This window comes from Mesorhizobium sp. B1-1-5 (genome assembly GCF_006443065.1).
Taxonomy (GTDB): Bacteria; Pseudomonadota; Alphaproteobacteria; order Rhizobiales; family Rhizobiaceae; genus Mesorhizobium.
The window spans coordinates 38,335-59,275 of record NZ_VFWS01000007.1 but is presented as its reverse complement, the minus strand read 5'-3'; the positions used below and the strand labels follow the sequence as shown (position 1 = coordinate 59,275).

Sequence of the window (20,941 nt, the reverse complement as noted above, 5' to 3'; positions counted from 1 at the left end):
AGATTTCGATGCGGGCTCGGGACATCATGACGACGCCGGTGGTCACAATCACCGCCTCTGCCTCGGTTGCCGAAGCGGCCGATCTGATGCTGACAAGGAACATCCGCTGCCTGCCGGTCGTGGGAGACGATGGATCGCTGGCTGGCGTCATCAGCGAAGGCGATTTCCTGCGCCGGGGCGAGCTTGGCACCAGACGTGCGCGGCCTCGCTGGCTCGAGGTTCTTGTCGGTCCAGGCAAGCTCGCCGACGAGTATGTCCGTTCGAGCGGCCGGCGGGTGGACGAGGTTATGACCGCCGGCGTCGTTTCGGCAGCGCCTGGTGCCTCGCTCGCCGAGATCGTCGAGCTCATGGCGACCCACGACATCAAAAACGTCCCTATCCTTGATGCGGGCGAGATCGTCGGCATCGTCAGCCGCTCCGATCTGATGCGTACTCTCCTTCGCACTCTGCCCAAATCAGGCGCTGCGACCGTCGACGACGAGGTCATCCGCAGGAACATTCTCGCCGAGTTGCGGGGGCAATCCTGGAGCGTCAGTGGCGACCTTATCGGCGTCACCGTCAAGAAAGGAGAGGTCGAGCTGAATGGCGCTATTTTCGACGAGCGCCAGCGAAAGGCGGCTGTCGTTGCCGCGGAGAACGTGGCCGGGGTCAAGACAGTCACCGACAAGCTCTTCTGCGCCGGACCGTTGTCGGTCTTGCTCCTCTCCTGACGAGGGTCGGCGTTTACGCCCGATGGGCGTCCCGACCGTGGGCTGCATCGCGAACGGCGCGCTCAGGGCTCCCAGCGTCAAGGTTCAATCAACGGACGGACTGCAATCGAGCGATCAAGTCGCTATTGCGGCAGTAGGCCGGCGGATGATCGGCATGCGCGGTTTCGTCGAGCCAGGCGGCGCATTCGTCCTGGTGGCCGCAAGACCGGCACCGATCGACGGCACGACTGGTGACGGCTGCGTGATCCGCCACAACTTTCAGCTGCCTCTCGACGCCCATCTTCTGCATCATGCGTTCCATCAAGGCGGTTCTAGCGTCGGCCTCGAGCAGATATTCGAGAAAGCTCATGTGGTCACACTCCTCGGACCGCAAATCATTGCCATGTCAGCGGCGTGCGACATTGATCTCGATCAACGAGCGACCAGTAGGGGCGCTCAACATGACCAGGAGAGCGGCTGGCCGATCGCGACCGGCTCGCCATGGCTGCTGGCTGGTCTGTGCCATCTGCCGCTCCGATCGCCATGACGGCAAAGTCAATTCGAAAACAGGCGGCTGATATCGCTCTCGCCAATCAGCGAGCGCGTGATACCGCCAAAGGCCCATTCCCTGAGCCGGCTATGACCATAGGCGCCGCAGACGATCAGATCGGCGTTGACAGAGCGAGCAAACGCCATCAGCCCCTCGCCATTGGCGGCACCGGCGATCACTTCGGTTCGCGCCATGATGCCATGCTGCTCCAGAAACACCGCAACGTCGGCGAGGCTGTCTCGAACATCCGTTCCCGGGGCGGCTTCCATTGTGGCGACTACAACCTCTTTGGCCTTGGAAAGGAGCGGCAAGGCATCGGACAAGGCTCGTCGTGCTTCCCGGCTGTCCTTCCAGGCGACCAGCACGGTTTTCCCAAGCAGGTGTTCGGCATTGCCCGCCGCAACCAGCACCGGGCGACCGGCCCCAAGCACCAGGCCTCCTACATCGAGAGCTCGGAACGCATCATTGCTGCCGTTCGCGGTCACGATGAGATCGGCTGAGCGGGCTGCCAGCCCCAAAGCGCGAGTCGGACCGCAAATATGCTGTTTCCATTCGCTGCTGATGGAGTGCGGTACGAGCTTCTCAAAACTATCGCGCAGCTCGGCAAGACGCTTCTCGATCTCCTGCCGTTTGACCTGCATGACCTCGCCCTCATAGACCAGGCCTTCACCCGTGGCCACCAAGGGCGGAACGTCCGCGGCAGCGAAGCCGACGAGGTGAGCGTCAAAGCGATGCGCCATTTCTGCCGCAAGCTTCACGATTGGCGCGGGATCCGCATCGACGGCCAAGTTGACGACAATCGTTTTGTACGACATGCGGCACCTTCAGGAGATGATGGTCGATTGATGAGTGCCATTCGGCGAGGTGCATGACCTTGATGCCGATCAAACTCCGGTAGCTCCATGTTTGCGAATGCCTGCGTGAATGCTAAACCATCGATCGCCAGTGTTCCTTCAGATGCAGAACGGATGTGACCCAGAAGAACCCAGCTTCCGCGGAAACCATCGCCGAAGCGGCCGCTTCGCCTGACGGCGTGTCGCGAGGTGGTGATTTGCCGGAACGTGCGCTGCTTGCATCGATGTTCGAGCAGGCGCCAGGCTTTATGACATTGCTCAGAGAACCCGGCCACGTATTCGAGCTGGCGAATGCCGCCTACGAGCGAATGGTCGGCCAGCGAAACATCCTTGGCAGATCGATGCGTGAAGCCTTTCCCGATCTCGAAGGCCAAGGTTTCTTCGAATTGCTGGACCGCGTCTATGAGACCGGCGAACCCTACGTGGGCCGAAGCGTCAAGGTCGTCTATCGGAACGTCGAAACGGGCGTTGCGGAAGAACGCATCCTCGACTTCGTCTATCAGCCAATCAGGGCGAAGGACGGCCGGATCACGGCGATATTCGTTCAAGGCACGGACGTCAGCGAGCTGTCCTTCGCCAATGCCGCGCTGCAGATGCGAGAGGATCACCTGCGTTCGATCCTGGCGACGGTGCCCGATGCCATGGTCGTCATCGACGAGAGCGCCAATATCCAATCCTTCAGCACCGCCGCGGAGACGTTGTTCGGTTACAAGGCCAGCGAGGTCATCGGTCAAAACGTCAAATTGCTGATGCCCTCACCGTACCGGGAAGAGCATGATGCATACATGCAGCGTTACCTGACGACCGGTGAGCGGCGCATCATCGGGATAGGGCGCACGGTAACCGGGATGCGCAAGGACGGATCGACCTTTCCGATGGAGCTCGCTGTCGGCGAAATGCATCCGGGAACAGGCCGCTTCTTCACCGGCTTCTGTCGCGACCTGACGGAACGCCACAAAACCGAAGCCAGGATGCAGGAGCAGCAGCAGGAATTGCTGCATATGGCACGTTTCACCGCGCTCGGCGAAATGGCCTCGACATTGGCGCATGAGATAAACCAGCCGCTGACGGCCATCACGAACTACCTGAAGGGCAGCCGGCGCCTGCTCGAGAAAAGCAGTGACGAGAACGCGGCTATGTTGCGGGAGGCTGTCGAAAAGGCCGCGGAACAGGCCTTGCGTGCCGGCGACGTCATTCGTCGTCTCAGGGACTTCGTTGCCAGGGGTGAAAGCGAGCGCCAGGTCGAACACCTGCCAACGCTTATCGAGGATGCCTCATCGCTCGCTCTGGTCGGCGCGAGGGAGGCCGACGTACGCGTCACATACGATCTCGACCCGGCGGCCGAGCTGGTTCTGAGCGATCGAATTCAGATCGAGCAGGTGCTGCTCAATCTCATGAGAAACGCCGTGGAGGCTATGCAGGGCATGCCGCGACGGGAGTTGCGCGTCTCTACGACCTCTCGACATGACAGGATGGCAGAGATCGGCGTGATCGACACCGGGCCTGGGCTGGCGCCGGAGGTCTCGGCCCAACTCTTCCAGCCCTTCATTACCACGAAGAAGCACGGAATGGGCGTGGGACTGTCTATTTGTCGCACTATCGTCGAGTCGCATGGCGGCCATATTTGGGCGGAGTCGATGCCCGATGGTGGAACGGCCTTCCGCTTCACTTTGCGCGCGGTAGAAAAGGAAGAGGTCGCTGGTGGCCAGTGATATCGTTCATGTCGTCGACGATGATGTCGACGTTCGCAAGTCGCTGGGTTTCCTGCTCGCGACAGCCGACTTTGCCGTGCGCCTCTACGAATCGGCAACCGCATTCCTGGCCACAGAACCGAAGGAGCTCGAGGGTTGCATCGTTACCGACGTGCGCATGCCTGGCATCGATGGCATCGAGTTTCTGCGGCAACTGAAGACCCGTGGCCTTGGCGTGCCGGTGATCGTGATGACCGGGCACGCCGACGTTGCGCTGGCCGTCCAGGCGATGAAGGAGGGCGCCGCCGACTTCATCGAAAAGCCTTTCGACGACCAGGTGCTCATTGATGCGATTCATTCCGCCTTGGACAATCGCAGCGAGCCCATTGCGACACATCCGCTATCAACCGAGATCCGGAAGAACCTTGCCACTCTTTCGGAGCGCGAGCGCCAGGTGCTCGACGGGCTCGTCTCCGGCTTGCCGAACAAGACGATTGCCTACGATCTCGGGATCAGCCCGCGCACGGTCGAAATCCATCGTGCCAATGTCATGAGCAAGATGGGCGCCGGCAGCCTCTCGCATCTGGTACGAATGGCCTTGATCGCTGAGCCCAAACATTAAGAAAAGTTTGCCGCGGTTCCGTCCGGAATTGCCGCTCTAGATGTGCCGAAAAGTGTGGAGCGGTTTTCGGACGACATCATGCTCTATCTCTTTGATTTAGACATGGTTCCAACCGAGGCGGTACTGTCTTTTGGCAGATCCCAGTCGCGCCAGTGGGTCGGCCGGATATCGACGCGAATGCCGGTAACGGCATTCCGCCAGCCCTCCCGGTCCTTTTCGCAGGGAAATATTACGGCGTGCAAGCCTTCCTCGTCCAGAACGGCTAGTTCGAGACTGCGGCCAAACGGAGCGCTTGCTATTGGATTCCACATCCGGTCAGCGTGGGTTGAAATAGGGTCGCACGCTTTGATTTGAATCAGTTTTGGACGGGTTATGTCGAGGAACCTGCCTACCATGAGGCATCCGCGCGCCTCCCAATTTGACATAGCTCAAAGCGGCGCCTTCCCCTGTTTCGTAGGTTGACGTCCCAGCGGATCGAGCCCGTCGGGTCCGCGGCGTCACTTCCCGCAAAGGAGCTCCACATGAACTATCAGCGGTTCTTCGAGGATGCGATCGACCAGCTCCACGCCGAGCGTCGCTACCGCGTTTTCGCCGACCTGGAGCGCATCGTGGGCAAGTTCCCGCGCGCCATCTGGCGTTCCAACGGCCGCACCCAGGAAATCACCGTATGGTGCTCCAACGATTATCTCGGCATGGGCCAGAACGAGGACGTGATTGCCGCCTTCCAGAACGCGGCCGGCAAGATGGGCTCGGGCGCCGGCGGCACCCGCAACATTTCCGGCACCTCCAACCCGCTGGTCGAGCTCGAGCAGGAACTCGCCGACCTGCATGACAAGGAAGCAGCGCTGGTCTTCACCTCCGGCTTCGTCTCCAACGAGGCCTCGATCTCGACCATCGCCAGGCTTCTGCCCAACTGCCTGATCATCTCGGACGAGCTCAACCATGCCTCGATGATCGAAGGCGTGCGCCGCTCGGGCGCGGAAAAGAAGATTTTTCGCCACAATGACGTGGCGCATCTGGAGAGCCTGCTGCAGGCCGCGGGGCGCGAGCGCGCCAAGCTGATCGTCTTCGAAAGCGTCTATTCGATGGACGGCGACATCGCGCCGATCAGAGAGATCGTCGAGCTCGCCGAACGCTACAACGCCATGACCTATATCGACGAGGTCCATGCGGTCGGCATGTACGGATCGCGCGGCGGCGGCATCACCGAGCGCGAAGGCTTGGCCGAGCGCATCGACATCATCGAGGGCACGCTGGCCAAGGCCTTCGGCACGCTTGGCGGCTACATCGCCGGCACCAGCGCCGTCATCGACGCGGTGCGCTCCTATGCCCCGGGCTTCATCTTCACCACCGCGCTGCCGCCGGCCATCGCCGCGGCCGCCACCACCTCGATCCGGCATCTCAAGCGCTCGCAGGCAGAACGCGACGCGCAGCAGCGTCAGGCGGCGCGCACCAAGCAGGTGCTTGCCGCGGCCGGGCTGCCGGTGATGGAATCGGCCACGCACATCGTGCCGGTGCTGGTCGGCGACCCCGAGCTTTGCAAGATGGCGAGCGACAGGCTGCTTGGCGTGCACGGCATCTACATCCAGCCGATCAACTATCCGACGGTGCCGCGCGGCACCGAGCGGCTGCGCATCACGCCCACACCCTTCCATTCGGATGCGCTGATCGCCGAATTGCAGGATGCGCTGGTCGAGACCTGGGATGCGCTGGGCATTCCCTATGCCGGCTCCGGCCGTCCCGCCGTCGCCAAAAGCGACCGGATCATTCCGCTGCTGGTGAGCAACGCGGGCGGCTAGATCCAGGCGTAAAAACTTGATCCGACGTCGGAGGGCTAATCTTTCCGCGGCGAAGTGGTGCGGAAGCTGTGCCAAGCCAACTGCCAGTCGAACTGGTTGGCTGCACATGCAGCCGACTTGAGGGGCTGCCATGGACTCGCTCATAACCCAACTCGCTATCGCGTTGGCGATAGGCCTCCTCGTTGGATTGGAGCGCGGCTGGCGAGAGCGCGATGCGCCCGATCGGAGCCGCACGGCGGGCATCCGGACATTCGGCATTGCCGGACTTCTCGGCGGCATCATCGCGGCGTTGGCCGAAGCGCTCAATGCGATTTCCGTGTTGATCACCGGCTTCCTTGCCTTTGCCGGCATCTTTGCATGGTACAAGGCGCGCGAAGCCGCGCATGATGAGGATTTCAGCGTTACGACCGTCATTGCGGGCTTGGCTGTGTTTACGCTTGGCGCTCTATGCGTCGCGGGCGATTTTCGCGTTGCAGCCGCGGGCGGCGCGGCGCTGGCGGCGCTGCTGGCCAGCCGAGAAGTCCTGCATGGCCTGTTGAAGCGCCTCACCTGGATCGAGCTTCGCTCGGCCTTGGTCCTGGCAGTGATGAGCGCCGTAGTCCTGCCTCTGCTGCCCGACCGGGCGTATGATCCGTGGGGCGGCTTCAATCCGCGGGAGATCTGGCTGCTGACGGTGCTGATGGCCTCGATCTCGTTCGCTGGTTACGTCGCCGTGCGTGTCCTCGGAAATGCTCGCGGTTTGATTGTGAGTGCGCTTGCCGGCGCCGTGGTGTCATCAACCGCTGTCACCTTGTCACTGGCTCGTATTGCCAGCGCGTCGAACGCTTCCTTGTCCCGGTCAGGCGCGGCCTCGCTGGCCGCGATGGTCTCCATCTTGCGTGTCTGCCTCGTCGTCCTGTTGCTGGCGCCGGACGTAGCGGCATTCATCGCCATACCGGCGCTTTTTGCAGCAATCGCATTTGCGGCCTGCGGAGCATCCGCATTGGCAATTGCGGGTCAGAAACAGGACAGTCCTACTCCGTCACGAAATCCGTTCGAAATTGTCCCGCTGATGATCTTTGCGCTGCTTTTCGCATTCGCCTCGACGGCAAGCGCCGCGTTGGCCTCGCGGTTTCAGGAACAGGGTCTGCTGGCGAGTTCCGCGATTGCCGGTAGCTTTGACGTCGACGCCTCGGTGCTCAGCGCCCTGCGGCTGGCTAAGCGCTCGATTTCCATCGAAACCATCGGGCATGCCGTGCTGACGGCCCTGATGGCCAACGCCATTGGGCGCCTGTGCCTGGCGATGGCGACAGGGCCGGTGAAATTCTGGCTGCCACTGGCCGGCATGACCTTGACCGCCGCGACCGCGGGTTATTGCGCCATGCGGTTCCTCTAGAGCAATTCCAGAAGGTGTGAGCGGTTTTCCGTCCGGAATTGCATAAAAAACAAAGAGATAGGGCGTTTCGTCGTTTCCGTGAAACGGTGAAACGCACTAGGGCGCGATTTGCGGTCGGCTTCAGCGCCAATCCGGATTTGACCGGCGGCAAGGCTGCCAGGCCTCATTCGGCGTCGACCAAGCTGCGGCTGGGTTCTCTAACAGCGCTCTTGATCGGCTCCATGGTGGGCTCAGGCGTCTTCAGCCTACCTCAGAACATGGCAGCTGGCGCCGGCCCGCTTGCGATCCTATGCGCGTTGTTCCCCATGCTTTGAGCGAGGTCAAAGATCGTCGCGCCGATCGGGATTACAAGGGCGCGGATTTCCTTTCCGGGCGGCCCATGGGTATCGTCGACGACAACATCAGCGCGGTACCCGGGCACGGCAAGCCATGGAGTTTGCTCGGCCGCCTGAGGGGACATCCGCTTGCGCGCGTCGGACCCGGTTTGATCACCGGAGTAGCAGACGACGATCCGAGCGGGATTGCGACCTATTCGCAGGCAGGCGCCCAGTTCGGTCTCAACATGCTTTGGACGATGCCGCTCTGCTTCCCGCTGATGGCGGCAGTCCAGTCGATGTGCGGCCGAATCGGCCGCGTTACGGGAAAGGGACTTGCCGCCAACATAAAGGCGCACTTCCCACCGTTCGTGGTCGTCTTCGTCGTTGCGCTGCTCGTTGTGGCGAACACGCTCAACATTGCTGCCGATATAGCTGCCATGGGCGAGGTCGCAGAGCTCGTAACCGGCATCAGCCGACACATCGCCACTCTGATCTTCACATTCGCGACGCTGGTCCTGCAGGTGTTCGTCCCATACCATCGCTATGTCGGTTTCCTCAAATGGCTGACGCTGTCGCTTCTTGCCTATGCCGCGGTGCTCTTCATGGTCCATGTGCCCTGGGGCGAGGTAGCGCTTCGCACCGTGTGGCCCAGATTGCCGATGAACGCCGAGACTGCCACCGTGGCGGTGGCGATTTTCGGCACGACGATCAGCCCCTATCTCTTCTTCTGGCAGACTTCCGAGGAGGTCGAAGAGATGAAGGGCGGTCCTCCCCTTATCGAAGACGCGACCGGATCGGGGACTGAACTGCGCCGGTTGCGCTGGGACACCTGGAGCGGCATGTTCTATTCGGATGCGACGTCCTATTTCATCATTCTCGCAACCGCGGCAACACTGAATGCCGCCGGTATCACGCACATCGAGACTGCGGCACAGGCCGCCAGCGCCCTGCAGCCGCTGGCGGGCCATTTCGCCTTCGTGCTTTTTGCCGCCGGCATACTGGGAGTAGGATTGATCGGCGTGCCCGTCCTGGCGGGCTCGGCGGCTTACGCGCTGGCGGAAGCCATGGGATGGCAGGAGGGGCTTGAGCGCAAGGCGGGCGATGCGCGTGGCTTCTATGGCGTCATCGCGGTAAGCATCCTGGCGGCGCTGGCCATCCAATATCTGCCCATCAGCCCGATGAAGGCGCTGTTCTGGAGCGCCGTCATAAACGGCGTCGTCGCGGTGCCGCTCATGGTAGTGGTCATATTGCTGGCCTCAAGCCGATCGGTCATGGGCTCTTTCACGTCCGGTTGGCCGATCGTCATGCTGGGCTGGATCGCGACGGCACTGATGGCCGGGGCATCGATCATGATGCTTTTGCCCGGCTAGGGCATGATGCCGAAAAGTGTGAGGCGATTTTCGGACGACATCATGCTCTATTGGTACGGCGCTGAGCGGCTCCTTTTTCGGCGCATTGATCGAGATCAAATTCTTCCTGCCATAATTGGTCATATGTCTTGCGATCAGGCGCTTAGGGTGAATTCCGCTCGATGAAAAATGCCGTCGCGAGACTTGTCGACACGTGCAATGCCGAAAGAAGCAAGGGATCGGACTTTCCCACGATCTGGAGGAATGTGCTGAAGGCGCACCCTTGCGTGCGCGGGCAACCCGTTCAGGACAGCGCAGAGAGCGGCCCTATTTTGCGGGTCCCTCTGATTACCGGCCAGTTCCTCGTGTTCCTGGGTTCGCATTTCATCCTGTTATGAGCTGCGTACCAAAGCGGTCCCTGAATCTTCGCGGTCATGCCTTGCGTTCCTGCAGGATGTTGCCGCCGTCCACGACGAGAACGGCGCCGTTGACATAACTGGCTCCGTCGGACGCCAGGAACAGCACGGCCGCCGCGACTTCCTCGGGGCTGCCGGCGCGGCCAAGCGGCGTGTTGCGGGCAGCGGCCAGTTCCTCAGGCGTCGAGGCGCCCGTCGCGATCCATCCCGGCGCCACGGCATTGATCGTGACGCCGCTGCGGCCGACCTCCAGGGCAAGCGCGTGCGTCAGGCCGATCATGCCGGCCTTGGCCGCGGAGTAGGCGGCCTCGCCTTCATTGGATACGTAGGGCCCGGTCACCGAGGCCATGTTGACGACGCGCCCATGGCCGCGCCGCACCATGCCGGCCAGAAACCCGCGCGTGCTTAAGAAAGCAGTTTTCAGGCTGACATCGATGCCGCGATCCCAATCGCTTTCTGTGAGATCGAGAAACCGCCGCTGCAATGCCGGCTGGGCGATGGTGCCCATCCCGGCATTGTTGACGAGGACGTCGATCTCGCCGGCCTCGGAGCGTAAACGATCGACATCGCCCGAGAGCGTCAGGTCGGCCATGAAAGCGCGGACGTCGAGCCCCTCCGCCCGCAGTTCCGCCGCGCGTTGCTCGACGCGAGCGGACGAAGCGGTGATGGTGACCGAAACACCGGCCTCGGCCAACGCCCGCGCGATCGCGATACCGATGCCGTCGGCGGCGCCCGCGCCGGTCACCAGCGCCCTGCGGGATTTGCGAAACACGATCATTTGCCCTCCAGGACGCCGATATGCCGGCGCGGCCAATCACAGCCCGACGAACCGAACCGGCTCAATAGCCGGCGCTGACGCCGAAATCGATCGAAAGCGCGGCTCCGGTGATCGGCGCTGCGCCCGGCTGGCACAGATAGTGGATGAAGGAAGCGATCTCTTCCACCTGGATGAACCTTGCTTTGTCCCCTTGCGGATAGTGCCCAAGGAGCCGGCGCTTGTAGCCGTCGGGGTCGTCCGCGCCATAGGTCTTGGCCTGATATTCGATCATCGGCGTTGCCGTGTCGCCAGGACAGACGGCGTTGACCCTGATGCCTTGCGGGGCGAGTTCAAGCGCGAGAGCCTTGGTCAAAAGCACAAGTCCGCCCTTCGAGGCGCAATAGACGGAAGCCCCGTTGTTGCCGACGATGCCGGCGTCCGACGCAATGTTGACGATCACGCCCTGCGCCGCCGACAGATGCGGTATGGCTGCCGAGATCAGGAAGAAGGCTCCCTTGAGATTGACGTCCAGCACCAGGTCCCACTGATCTTCCTCGATCTCGCGCGCCGGTCCCTCGAGCCAGACCCCGGCGGCGTTGACGAGAATGTCGATCGCACCGCCCCACTCCCTGGCCTTGCCCACCACGTCGCGGCAGGCAGCGACGGAGCGGATATCGAGCGGCAAGCCGATCGCGTCCGCCCCGGCCGCGGCAATCTTCGCCACGGCGCCGTGGAGCTTGGAGCCGGGAAGATCCGCGAGCACGATCCGCTCGCCGTCGGCGGCGAAACGCAGTCCGGTCGCCAGACCCATTCCTCCGGCGCCGCCGGCGATCAGAACCGTCCTTCCAGCCATTCGATAACCTCCGAAACGCAGCTCGGCAAAGGCAACCACGTCAAGGAGCCATGTCGCATGGACCAGCCAGGCAAAACAATGATCTCAGCACGCGATCATCCCAGCTCGAGCGTCGTGACGCCGAAAACCGTCGACTGGTCGTTGCCGGGTTTGCCGCCCTTGTACATGCGTGTCGTCGTGAACCCCGGAACCATGCCGGCGGCCTGCAGCATGGCGGTGAATTGAACCTGGCCGGCCGGCACGTCGATATGCAATTCCTCGCCGGCAGTTGCGTCCGACAGGTCCGCCAGCATTGCCAGGGCAAGCTCCGTCCTGTCGGCGAACAGCGGCCCGACCTTGAAACCCTGCCTGCAACGGCGCGCCACGCCGTAGCCGGCAATGCCGTCCGATCGGGCTGAGAGCCGCGCAATCCGCGGCGGCCGCAGCCACTCGCCAAGGAAGGTTTCGCGCGGTGCTGGAAAGCACTTGCGATCGTAGGCGAAAATCTCAGCCGTGTCGCCGGCCGTCACGGGTCTTGTCTTGCCGCCCTCGGGCAAGCCGGCGGGGCGGCCGCTGTGGCGGACGGTCTCATAAGCAGGCACGAAGCCCATGCGCTGGTAGTTGGCCCGCTGCTCGGCCACCCCGTCGAGACCGATGATACGGTTGCCCAGACGCGCCATGCCGGCGTCCCAGACCGCCTTGCCGTGACCTTCGCCACGCCGGTCGGGCCGGCAGATGTAGAGGCCGATGAAGCCGAAGCCGGGGCCGTATGCGACGGCCGAAATGCCGGCCACCATCTCGCCGCCGACAAAGGCGCCGATGAACCCTTGTGGATCCGCCGCGCGAAACGCCGCGGCATCGCCGGTGCCCGGATTCCAGCCTTCCTCCGCCGCCCAGCCAACAAGCGTTTCCACCTCGCCGGCAGTCAGCGTCCTGATTGTTCTCGGCATCGTTTCACTCAGGGTTGGCCATCACCGACCAGGATAGGCCGCCCTCCGCAGGCTGCAAAGGGCTGCGCGGATTCCCCGTCACGTTTCCAGAACCGATGCAAAGAGTTAGCAACGAATTCACCGCCTGATCGTTCGTTGTTCCAATGGGCAACTGGACACGACCGGCGAAGACTGGGAATCTTCATTTGTCGTTGCTTGGAATCGCATGGAGTACCATAGGAAATGCCGCTGAATGCCGCAGAGATCGCCCGTCATCCGGCAGCGCTTCGCGGTGTCCAGGAGCAGTCCAAGGCGCTCATCCATATTTATCAAACGAGCCCGCGGCTGGCTGCCGTGTTTGCCACCCAGCAGCGCTGGCTGCTCGCTCATGTCGGCTTGGCTCTGCATTTCCGGCGCGATCCCAACGACCGCCGCACCGACATGACGATGGCGCGTTTCATCGACGTCGTGCGCCGCAATTCCGTGGCCAGCCGCAACACCGCCGAGGCCTTCGTCAAGGAGATGCTGCACTACAACATCGCCGAATATATTTCGGCCAGCGGTGATGGCCGCGCCCATCCGTTGCGGGTCACGGCGGGCACCATAGAGACCTTCACCGGCTGGATTTACGCGCATCTGAGAACGCTCGACCGCATAGATGGCGCCAACCGGCTGGAAAACCTCCTCGAGCGACCCGAGATGCTGCCCACCTTGCAGCCGCTGATCGCCGATGGATTGCTGGCCAGCGGCGCAGTGCGGGAGCCTGGGCAGACTTTCTCATTGTTTATCTGGCTAAATAACGGCGGCATCATCATGGACTGGCTGATGTCCGGTATCGATCCTGAGGATGTTCATCTCGACAGGATACCGACCGGCGTGATCTCGGTCAGTGAATTCGCCCACTGGCTGAAGCTCTCACGCACCCATCTGGCGCGCAAACTGTACGATGCCGAGGCGCTCGGTAGCATCGGCTGGATCGGCCAGCGCGGCCATTCCGTGATGTGGGTTTCGAGGGCTTTCTTCGACGAATACATGGCCGTCCAGGCAGCCAAGCTCGCCGTCGTCGACGAGGCCTTCGAAGCCTGTATCTCAGCTCTGAAGAATCGCTGACCGTCAAAACTCCGCGCGCCGCGCAAGACCGGTGCCCGAGCTGGCGGATGCCACGCAGGCGGTCAGGCTCGCCATCATCGACGCGGCTTTCGCCGCAGGCATGACGCAGGCGACGGGCCGACCGCTTCTATCCGGCCTTCAGGATCGCGGAAAAGCGCGGATCGAAGGCCCGGCTGATCGGCTCTGCCGCGGCGCCGACCGCGATCGCCCAGGGATCGGTGGTGCCCAGTTGCAGCCGTGGCAGGCGCCGGACGGGGCGATCCGCGATCGACGGCAGCAGCGGATGCATGGCCCGAAGCAGGAGCCGCGCGAGTGCTTCGGGCGCGCTGGAGGTGAGGATGACGGTTTGCGGATCGAAGATCGTTTCGATCAGATGCACGCTCCAGCGCAGGTCGGACCCGGCTCTTTCGACCCAGCCCATGACCCGCGGATCCTGCGCAAGCGCCAGTGCGCCGAGCGTCTCGTAAAGCCCCCTCTCGGTGGGGTCGAGGCCGAGATGCTGATAGAGCGAGGCCAGCGACGCACGGTGTTCGAGCGGCGTGGAACCGGGGCCGGCCGGCGAAAGCAGCGCCATGCCGACCTCGCCCGCATTGCCGTTGCCGCCGCTATAGAGCTCGCCATTGAGGATCAGCCCGGCGGCTATGCCGTAACCGACATAAAGGCAGACGGCGTGATCGACGCCATGCGCCGCGCCGACGATCCGCTCCGCCGTCGCGCAGGCCGCCGCGTCGTTCTGCAGGCCGACATCGAGCCCCGTGCCGGCCGCAAGCGCCTCCACCAGCGGAAATTGCTGCCAGGCCGGCATCATCCATTTGTTGTCGGGGTTCTTCAGCCCGAACGGTCCCGGCATGGCGACGCCCAGTCCGACCAGCCGCCGCTCGGACTGGGCAAACAAGGAAGCCAGCTCGCGCCTGACGTGGTCGACCAGGCCGAGGATGATCCTGGCGCCCGCCGAAGGCTCGTCGAACGGCAGCCCCGCCTCGGCGCGCGCTATCACCTTGCCGACGAGGTCGACCACCACCACGCGTGTCAGATGCCGGTCGATCTGCAGCCCGATGGCGAAGGCCCCTTCGGGAACCAGCCGGTAGGGCGTGAAAGGCTGCCCCCTGCCCTTGCGCACCGCATCCAGCGCCACGACCAGGCCATCGCGCTCGAGATCCTCGATGATGTTGGAGACCGCCTGCTTGGTAAGCTGCGTCGCCCGTGCCAAGTCGGCGCGTGAAAGCGCGCCGTTGAGCCGCAGCGCCTCGATCATGACGCGGCGGTTATGGGCGCTCGTCCCCTCCTGGTTGGTGCCGCTTTTGGCGCGGATCGGGCTGATGTCGTGCACCGTCGTTTCCCCTCTTGACTCCATTAAAGGATTGATCGACTAATTAAGTCAAGCGAATTGACTTAATAGGTGACACCCGCGCGGTTCTACAAAAAGACGGCAAAAGCTTTCGAGCTCCGCCGCACGCCGTTGGGGATGGATCCGGTCAGACGCGATGCGAATTCGAGAAAGCGGCACAGCCTTGGCCGCCCACTCGCAGCCGTCGAAAATGGGAGAAAGACAAATGCTGAAATCGATCGGTAAGACACTTCTGGGCGCGGTGTTCGTTGGCGGACTGCTCGTCCCCCACGCCTTTGCTGAGACTACCTTGAACGCGCTCTTCATGGCGCAGGCCGCCTATAGCGAGGCCGACGTGCGCTCTATGACGGAGGCCTTCACCAAGGCCAGTCCGGACATCAAGGTCAACCTCGAATTCGTTCCCTATGAAGGCCTGCACGACAAGACCGTGCTCGCCCAAGGATCCGGCGGCGGCTATGACGTGGTGCTGTTCGACGTCATCTGGCCGGCCGAATATGCGACCAACAAGGTGCTGGTCGACGTGTCCTCGAAGATCACCGATGACATGAAGAAGGGCGTTCTGCCCGGGGCCTGGACCACTGTCCAGTATGACGGCAAGTACTATGGCATGCCGTGGATCCTCGACACCAAATACCTGTTCTACAACAAGGAAATCCTGGAAAAGGCCGGTATCAAGGCGCCGCCGAAGACCTGGGAAGAGCTCGGCCAGCAGGCCAAAAGCATTCAGGACAAGGGCTTGCTGAAGACGCCGATCGCCTGGAGCTGGTCGCAGGCCGAAGCCGCCATCTGCGACTACACCACGCTGGTCAGCGCCTATGGCGGCGACTTCCTCAAGGACGGCAAGCCCGACTTCCAGAACGGCGGCGGCCTCTCGGCGCTGAAATACATGGTCGACAGCTACAAGTCGGGCCTGACCAATCCGAACTCCAAGGAATTCCTGGAAGAGGATGTGCGTAAGGTGTTCGAGAACGGCGATGCCGCTTTCGCGCTGAACTGGACCTACATGTACAACATGGCCAACGATCCGAAGGACTCCAAGGTCGCTGGCAAGGTTGGCGTCGTACCGGCGCCGGGCGTTGCCGGCACCAGCGAGGTCTCGGCCGTCAATGGCTCGATGGGGCTTGGCGTCACGGCGGTGTCGAAGCATCAGGACGAAGCGTGGAAATACATCGAGTTCATGACCTCGCAGGCGACCCAGAACCAGTATGCCAAGCTCTCGCTGCCGATCTGGGCCTCGTCCTATGACGATCCGGCCGTCACCAAGGGCCAGGAAGAGCTGATCGCCGCCGCTAAGCTTGGCCTCGCCGCGATGTATCCGCGCCCGACCACGCCGAAATACCAGCAGCTGTCGACGGCGCTGCAGCAGGCGATCCAGGAATCGCTGCTCGGCCAGGCGACGCCGGAAGACGCGCTCAAGACCGCTGCCGAAAACAGCGGCCTCTGATCTGGCGTTCCCCGACGGGCGGGCGGCCTCAAAATACGAGTGCCGCCCGTGCTATTTCTAACCGGATGAAGGAAGAGAGGCGCCTCTGATGTCGGGCACCTGGATGACGACGCGTGCGTGGCTGTTGATGCTGCCGCTTCTGGTGATCATGGTGGCCGTCATCGGCTGGCCGTTGGTCGATACTGTCAGGCTTTCCTTCACCGACGCCCAGCTGGTCGGTACGGCGGGCAACTATGTCGGCTTCGACAATTACACCAAGATGCTGACGAGCTCGAATTTCACCCGCACGCTGACCACCACCACTTGGTTCGCGGTCATCTCGGTCGCCGCCGAGATGGTGCTCGGCGTCCTTGCGGCTCTCCTGCTCAATCAGGAATTCCGCGGCCGCGCCGTGCTGCGCGGCCTGATGATCCTGCCCTGGGCGCTGCCCACCGTCGTCAACGCGACGCTCTGGCGGCTGATCTACAATCCCGAATATGGCGCGCTGAACGCCGCGCTGACGCAGCTCCATATCATAGACGACTACCGCTCCTGGCTGGGTGAGCCCGGCACAGCGCTCGCGGCGCTGATCGTCGCCGACTGCTGGAAGAATTTCCCGCTGGTCGCGCTGATTGCGCTCGCCGCCCTGCAGGCGGTGCCGCGCGACATCACCGCCGCGGCGCTCGTCGACGGCGCCGGCCCGTTCAACCGCTTCCGCTTCGTCATCCTGCCCTATTTGGCAGGCCCGCTGATGGTGGCGCTGGTGCTGCGCACCATCGAGGCCTTCAAGGTCTTCGACATCATCTGGGTGATGACACGCGGCGGCCCGGCCAACAGCACGCGCTCGCTGTCAATCCTGGTCTACCAGGAAGCCTTTTCCTTCCAGCGCGCCGGCTCCGGCGCCTCGCTGGCGCTGATCGTCACCTTGCTCGTCACCGTGCTCGCCGTCGCCTATGCGACGCTGGTCAAGAAGACCGCCGGGAGCGCGGCCTGATGGAACGCAAGAGCCCTGTCTTCACTGCTTTTATCTACGTCTGCGCCATTCTGCTCGCCGCCGTAATCCTGGCGCCGCTCGCCTGGCTCTTCATCATGAGCATATCGCCGGCCGCCGACCTCGCCGCCAAGCCGCTGCGCTGGTGGCCGCAGGCGGCCGACTTCTCCCGTTACACGCAGCTTATATCGAGGGCCGAGAACAGCGCCGGCGCCGCCTTCACGTCATCGCTGCGCAACAGCCTGGAGGTCGCCGGCATGGCGACGCTGGCAGCGATCGTCCTTGCCGTGCCGGCCGGCTGGGCCGTCTCGCGCACGCCTTCGGTCGGCTGGTCGCTGTCGATGGTGATCGCCACCTACATGCTGCCGCCGGTGGCCCTCTCCGTCCCGCTTTACATGGGTCTCTCCTATCTCGGCCTGCTCAACAACGTCTTCGGCCTGGCGCTGATCTATCTGACGATCCTCGCGCCCTTCACCACCTGGCTGATGAAATCGGGGTTCGATTCCATCCCGCGCGAAATCGAGGCCGCGGCGATGATCGACGGGGCGGGACTGCTCCAGACCTGGCGCATCATCACCTTGCCGCTGGCCGCGCCCGTGGTGGCGACGTCGGCGCTGTTTGCCGTGCTGCTTGCCTGGGACGAATTCTTCTATGCCCTGCTCTTCACCTCGGACCAGCGGGCAAAGACGCTGACGGTCGCCATCGCCGATCTCGCCGGCGGCCGCGTCTCCGACTACGGACTGATCGCCACCGCCGGCGTGCTCGCGGCCTTGCCGCCGGTGCTGATCGGCCTCGTCATGCAACGCGCGCTGATCTCGGGTCTGACCAGCGGCGGAGTGAAAGGATAATCATGATTGCGCAAAAGAACCGCCCGGCAGGGCTTGTCGCGATCGACCGCGAGATGGCGCGCCAGCATGAGGATGCGCTTGCCTCGTTCGAGAGCAATCGAGAAGTAGCCGCCGAGGTCGCTGCCTCGATCAGGAAGAACGGCAGGCTCCTCCTGCTCGGCATGGGCGCCTCGCATGCCGTCGCCCGCGCTGTCGAGCCGCTCTATCGCGCGCGCGGCATCGATGCCATCGCGCTGCCGCTGTCGGAGCAGCTCGGCCAGCCGCTGCCGCTGACCGGCAAGACGGTGATCGTCACCTCTCAATCCGGCGAAAGCGCCGAGGTCTTGCGCTGGTTTGCCGAGAGCGGCGATCGCACGGAGACCTTCGGTCTGACGCTGGAGGAAGGCTCCTTCCTCGGCCGCACAGTGCCTTGCCTCGTCGGCGCCGGCGGTAGCGAGCTCGCCTTTGCCGCGACCCGCAGCCTGACCGTGACCTTCGCCCTGCATCTCGCCATTCTGACTGCGCTAGGCGACGATCCCGCCGGCGCGCTCGCCGGGCTCAATGCGCCCCAGACGGTGGAGATCGATGCAGCGCTCGCGGCGCTGAGCATGGTCACGACCATCGTCACGTCCGGCCGCAAGCTTCAAGGCGTGGCTGAAGCCCTTGCGCTCGGCTTCACCGAACTGTCGCGCCTGCCTTGTTTCTCGCTCGAAGGCGGTCAGCTGCGCCACGGACCGATGGAGATGCTGGGTCCAAGCATTGGCGTCGTGCTCTTCCGCGGCGACGACCCGACCGCCGACCTCGTCACCGCCATGGCCGCTTCAGTGGTCGAGACCGGGGCGCCGCTGATCGTGTTCGACGCTTCGGGCAAATCGCCGGTGGCAGGCGCCGCGACACTCGCCTTCGGACCCGCCGCGGGCCTGGCGGCGATCTTTGCCATGCTGCCGGTGGCGCAGCGCCTGATGATCGCCTTCGCCGACTCCCGCGTCGAGAATGCCGGAACGCCGGTGCGCACCACCAAGATCACCAGGAGCGAATGATGCGGCCGCTCGCGGTGATCGGCAACGTCAATGTCGATCTGATCGTCGGGCCGGTCGCGCCCTGGCCGAAGGCGGGCACGGAGACCATCGTCGACCATGACGACCTGCGGGTCGGCGGCCAGGCCGGCAATACCGCGCTTGCCTGGCAGGCGCTGGGCATCGATTTCGAGATTGCCGCCAATCTCGGCGACGACCAGTTCGGGCGCTGGCTGCGCGAGGCATTCGGAAGCCGTGCCGCGAGATGGCCGGTTCATACGGAGGGCACGACGCTGTCGGTCGGCATGACCCATCCCGATGGCGAACGCACCTTCTTCACCACCCGCGGTCACCTGCCGCGCTTCAGCCTGGGCGACGTGCTCTCCGTGCTGGACGGCAATCGGCTTTCCGGCGGCTATGCGCTGCTTTGCGGCTCCTTCCTGACTGACGACCTGACGCGCCAGTACGATGCTTTTTTCGATTGGGCGGAGGCACACCGCATCGCCGTCGCGCTCGACACCGGCTGGCCGATGGACGGCTGGACGGCGCAAAATTGTGCCGCGACGCGCGCTTGGCTGTCGCGTTGCGAGCTTGCGCTCTTCAACGAGGTCGAGACGACGACGCTGGCGGGGTTGAAGGAGCCCACGGACGCGGCATGCAAGATCCGCGACGGCATGAAAAAAGCCGCCACCGTGGTCGTCAAGCGCGGACCCGAGGGCGCGATCGCTATCGGCCCGGACGGCCAAATCATCGATGCGACCGCGCCATCCGTCAACGTCGTCGACACGATAGGCGCCGGCGATGTCTTCAACGGCGCCTTTCTGGCGGCGCTGGCTCGGGAGCACGCTCTGGCACGTTGCCTTGCAGCGGCTGTTCAGGTGGCATCGCGGGCCATTTCCACCCTGCCCCGCGACTATGGCGGGCCGATTTTCTTCGAGGAAGCCATCCATGAGCGCGCTTGAAATCCGCGATATCCGCAAGAATTACGGCAGCGTCGAAACGCTGAAAGGCATCGACATCGCGCTCGAGAACGGCGAGTTCCTGGTTCTGCTGGGCTCCTCCGGCTGCGGCAAGTCGACCTTGCTCAACATCATCGCCGGTCTTGCCGAGGCGACCAGCGGCGACGTGTTGATCGGCGGCCGCTCGGTGCTTGGCGTGCATCCGAAGAACCGCGACATCGCCATGGTCTTCCAGTCCTACGCGCTCTATCCGAACCTGACGGTGAGCCGCAACATCGGCTTCGGCCTGGAGATGCGCAAGGTTCCCGTCGCCGAGCGCGACAAGGCGGTGCGCGAAGCGGCAAGGCTCCTGCAGATCGAGAACCTGCTCGACCGCAAGCCCGGGCAGCTCTCCGGCGGCCAGCGCCAGCGCGTCGCCATCGGCCGGGCGCTGGTGCGCAAGCCGCAGGTCTTCCTGTTCGACGAGCCGCTCTCCAACCTCGACGCCAAGCTGCGGCTCGAGATGCGCACCGAGCTGAAGCGCCTGCACGAGATGCTGCGCACCACCGTCGTCTACGTCACCCACGACCAGATCGAGGCGATGACGCTGGCGACCCGCATCGCCGTCATGCGCGACGGTCGTATCGAACAGCTGGGCACCCCGGAAGAGATCTACAACCATCCGGCGACGCTCTATGTGGCGGGCTTCGTCGGCGCGCCTGCGATGAACATGCTGGAAGCGGTTGTCGAGGACGGCAAGCTCGCCATTGCCGGCACGGATGCGCGGCTGGCGCTGCCGGCGCGCTACGCCAACGCAGGCCGCGGCGGTGCTCAGGTCATTGCCGGAGTGAGGCCGGAAGCGCTCCGGCTGGGGCCGGGCAGCGGCGCGGATCTGTCGCTGCCGGTCGAGATCGACGTCGTCGAACTGACCGGTCCCGAACAGGTCACCACGGCCCGGATCGGCGCGCAGAACTTGACGGCGACCTTGCCGCCACGCGCCCGCGTTACCAAGGGTCAGCCATGCGCGTTCGTCTTCGATGCGGACGCGCTCCGCCTCTTCGATCCGGCCACCGGCAAGGCTTTCTGAGCAATCGGCCGCCTTCCGCCT

General features: G+C 63.6%; 19 protein-coding genes. 13 read left to right on the top strand and 6 right to left on the bottom strand.

The features are described 5' to 3' along the window. Positions 1 to 8: 8 nt before the first annotated feature. The gene (locus FJ980_RS04790; RefSeq protein ID WP_140541794.1) at positions 9 to 710 is read left to right on the top strand and encodes a CBS domain-containing protein; all 702 of its coding nucleotides are present in this window, start codon (positions 9 to 11) and stop codon (positions 708 to 710) included. Positions 711 to 798: 88 nt separating this feature from the next. Here the strand turns inward: FJ980_RS04790 and FJ980_RS35270 are convergent, their stop codons facing one another. Next, entirely contained in the window at positions 799 to 990 is a 192-nt protein-coding gene (locus tag FJ980_RS35270; protein ID WP_246673396.1) for a DUF6455 family protein, read from the bottom strand. Between the two features lie 254 nt (positions 991 to 1,244). Next, positions 1,245 to 2,054: a universal stress protein gene (locus tag FJ980_RS04780; RefSeq protein ID WP_140541792.1), complete on the bottom strand. Its 810-nt coding sequence runs from the start codon at positions 2,052 to 2,054 to the stop codon at positions 1,245 to 1,247. A 263-nt stretch (positions 2,055 to 2,317) separates the two neighbouring features. Here FJ980_RS04780 and FJ980_RS04775 point away from each other — a divergent pair, with 263 nt between their 5' ends. The 5 genes from FJ980_RS04775 (at position 2,318) to FJ980_RS04745 (ending at position 9,267) form a co-directional block, all read left to right on the top strand. Then, positions 2,318 to 3,805 (top strand): PAS domain-containing sensor histidine kinase, encoded by a 1,488-nt coding sequence (locus tag FJ980_RS04775; RefSeq protein ID WP_281406308.1) that lies wholly within the window; start codon positions 2,318 to 2,320, stop codon positions 3,803 to 3,805. Then, complete coding sequence (gene fixJ / locus FJ980_RS04770; RefSeq protein ID WP_140541791.1) at positions 3,792 to 4,406, top strand: response regulator FixJ; 615 nt, start codon at positions 3,792 to 3,794, stop codon at positions 4,404 to 4,406. Before FJ980_RS04775 ends, fixJ begins: the two co-directional genes overlap by 14 nt. Before the next feature lie 521 nt (positions 4,407 to 4,927). After that, the gene (hemA, locus tag FJ980_RS04760) at positions 4,928 to 6,205 is read left to right on the top strand and encodes a 5-aminolevulinate synthase (RefSeq protein ID WP_140541790.1); all 1,278 of its coding nucleotides are present in this window, start codon (positions 4,928 to 4,930) and stop codon (positions 6,203 to 6,205) included. Positions 6,206 to 6,335: 130 nt separating this feature from the next. Beyond that, positions 6,336 to 7,580: an MgtC/SapB family protein gene (locus FJ980_RS04755; protein WP_140541789.1), complete on the top strand. Its 1,245-nt coding sequence runs from the start codon at positions 6,336 to 6,338 to the stop codon at positions 7,578 to 7,580. 379 nt (positions 7,581 to 7,959) lie between these two features. Further along, complete coding sequence (locus FJ980_RS04745) at positions 7,960 to 9,267, top strand: divalent metal cation transporter (RefSeq protein ID WP_140541788.1); 1,308 nt, start codon at positions 7,960 to 7,962, stop codon at positions 9,265 to 9,267. 411 nt (positions 9,268 to 9,678) lie between these two features. Here FJ980_RS04745 and FJ980_RS04740 read toward each other — a convergent pair whose 3' ends face one another. The 3 genes from FJ980_RS04740 to FJ980_RS04730 all read right to left on the bottom strand — a co-directional run bounded on the left by FJ980_RS04740 (position 9,679) and on the right by FJ980_RS04730 (position 12,201). Beyond that, positions 9,679 to 10,440: an SDR family NAD(P)-dependent oxidoreductase gene (locus tag FJ980_RS04740; RefSeq protein ID WP_140541787.1), complete on the bottom strand. Its 762-nt coding sequence runs from the start codon at positions 10,438 to 10,440 to the stop codon at positions 9,679 to 9,681. Positions 10,441 to 10,501: 61 nt separating this feature from the next. Next, positions 10,502 to 11,272, bottom strand: coding sequence for an SDR family oxidoreductase (locus tag FJ980_RS04735; RefSeq protein ID WP_140541786.1), 771 nt, complete (start codon positions 11,270 to 11,272; stop codon positions 10,502 to 10,504). A 95-nt stretch (positions 11,273 to 11,367) separates the two neighbouring features. Then, a complete protein-coding gene (locus FJ980_RS04730; protein ID WP_140541785.1) occupies positions 11,368 to 12,201 on the bottom strand; it encodes a GNAT family N-acetyltransferase in 834 nt (277 codons plus the stop codon). 222 nt (positions 12,202 to 12,423) lie between these two features. Between FJ980_RS04730 and FJ980_RS04725 the strand changes: the two genes are divergently transcribed. Continuing rightward, positions 12,424 to 13,290 carry a hypothetical protein gene (locus FJ980_RS04725; RefSeq protein ID WP_140541784.1) on the top strand — a complete coding sequence of 289 codons (867 nt, stop codon included), beginning with the start codon at positions 12,424 to 12,426 and terminating at the stop codon, positions 13,288 to 13,290. Between the two features lie 127 nt (positions 13,291 to 13,417). Here FJ980_RS04725 and FJ980_RS04720 read toward each other — a convergent pair whose 3' ends face one another. Next, positions 13,418 to 14,620 carry an ROK family transcriptional regulator gene (locus FJ980_RS04720; protein WP_140541783.1) on the bottom strand — a complete coding sequence of 401 codons (1,203 nt, stop codon included), beginning with the start codon at positions 14,618 to 14,620 and terminating at the stop codon, positions 13,418 to 13,420. A gap of 223 nt (positions 14,621 to 14,843) precedes the next feature. On the opposite strand from FJ980_RS04720, the gene FJ980_RS04715 reads away from it, so the two are divergent. The 6 genes from FJ980_RS04715 (at position 14,844) to ugpC (ending at position 20,920) form a co-directional block, all read left to right on the top strand. Further along, a complete protein-coding gene (locus FJ980_RS04715) occupies positions 14,844 to 16,082 on the top strand; it encodes an extracellular solute-binding protein (RefSeq protein WP_140541782.1) in 1,239 nt (412 codons plus the stop codon). An 88-nt stretch (positions 16,083 to 16,170) separates the two neighbouring features. Next, positions 16,171 to 17,055 (top strand): sugar ABC transporter permease, encoded by an 885-nt coding sequence (locus FJ980_RS04710; RefSeq protein ID WP_140541781.1) that lies wholly within the window; start codon positions 16,171 to 16,173, stop codon positions 17,053 to 17,055. Continuing rightward, a complete protein-coding gene (locus FJ980_RS04705) occupies positions 17,055 to 17,900 on the top strand; it encodes a carbohydrate ABC transporter permease (protein ID WP_140541780.1) in 846 nt (281 codons plus the stop codon). The genes FJ980_RS04710 and FJ980_RS04705 overlap by 1 nt, the downstream gene beginning before the upstream one ends. 2 nt (positions 17,901 to 17,902) lie before the next feature. Then, entirely contained in the window at positions 17,903 to 18,919 is a 1,017-nt protein-coding gene (locus FJ980_RS04700; RefSeq protein WP_140541779.1) for an SIS domain-containing protein, read from the top strand. Further along, positions 18,919 to 19,857 carry a PfkB family carbohydrate kinase gene (locus FJ980_RS04695; protein WP_140541837.1) on the top strand — a complete coding sequence of 313 codons (939 nt, stop codon included), beginning with the start codon at positions 18,919 to 18,921 and terminating at the stop codon, positions 19,855 to 19,857. The genes FJ980_RS04700 and FJ980_RS04695 overlap by 1 nt, the downstream gene beginning before the upstream one ends. Continuing rightward, complete coding sequence (gene ugpC / locus FJ980_RS04690; protein ID WP_140541778.1) at positions 19,844 to 20,920, top strand: sn-glycerol-3-phosphate ABC transporter ATP-binding protein UgpC; 1,077 nt, start codon at positions 19,844 to 19,846, stop codon at positions 20,918 to 20,920. Before FJ980_RS04695 ends, ugpC begins: the two co-directional genes overlap by 14 nt. The last annotated feature ends 21 nt before the right edge of the window (positions 20,921 to 20,941 follow it).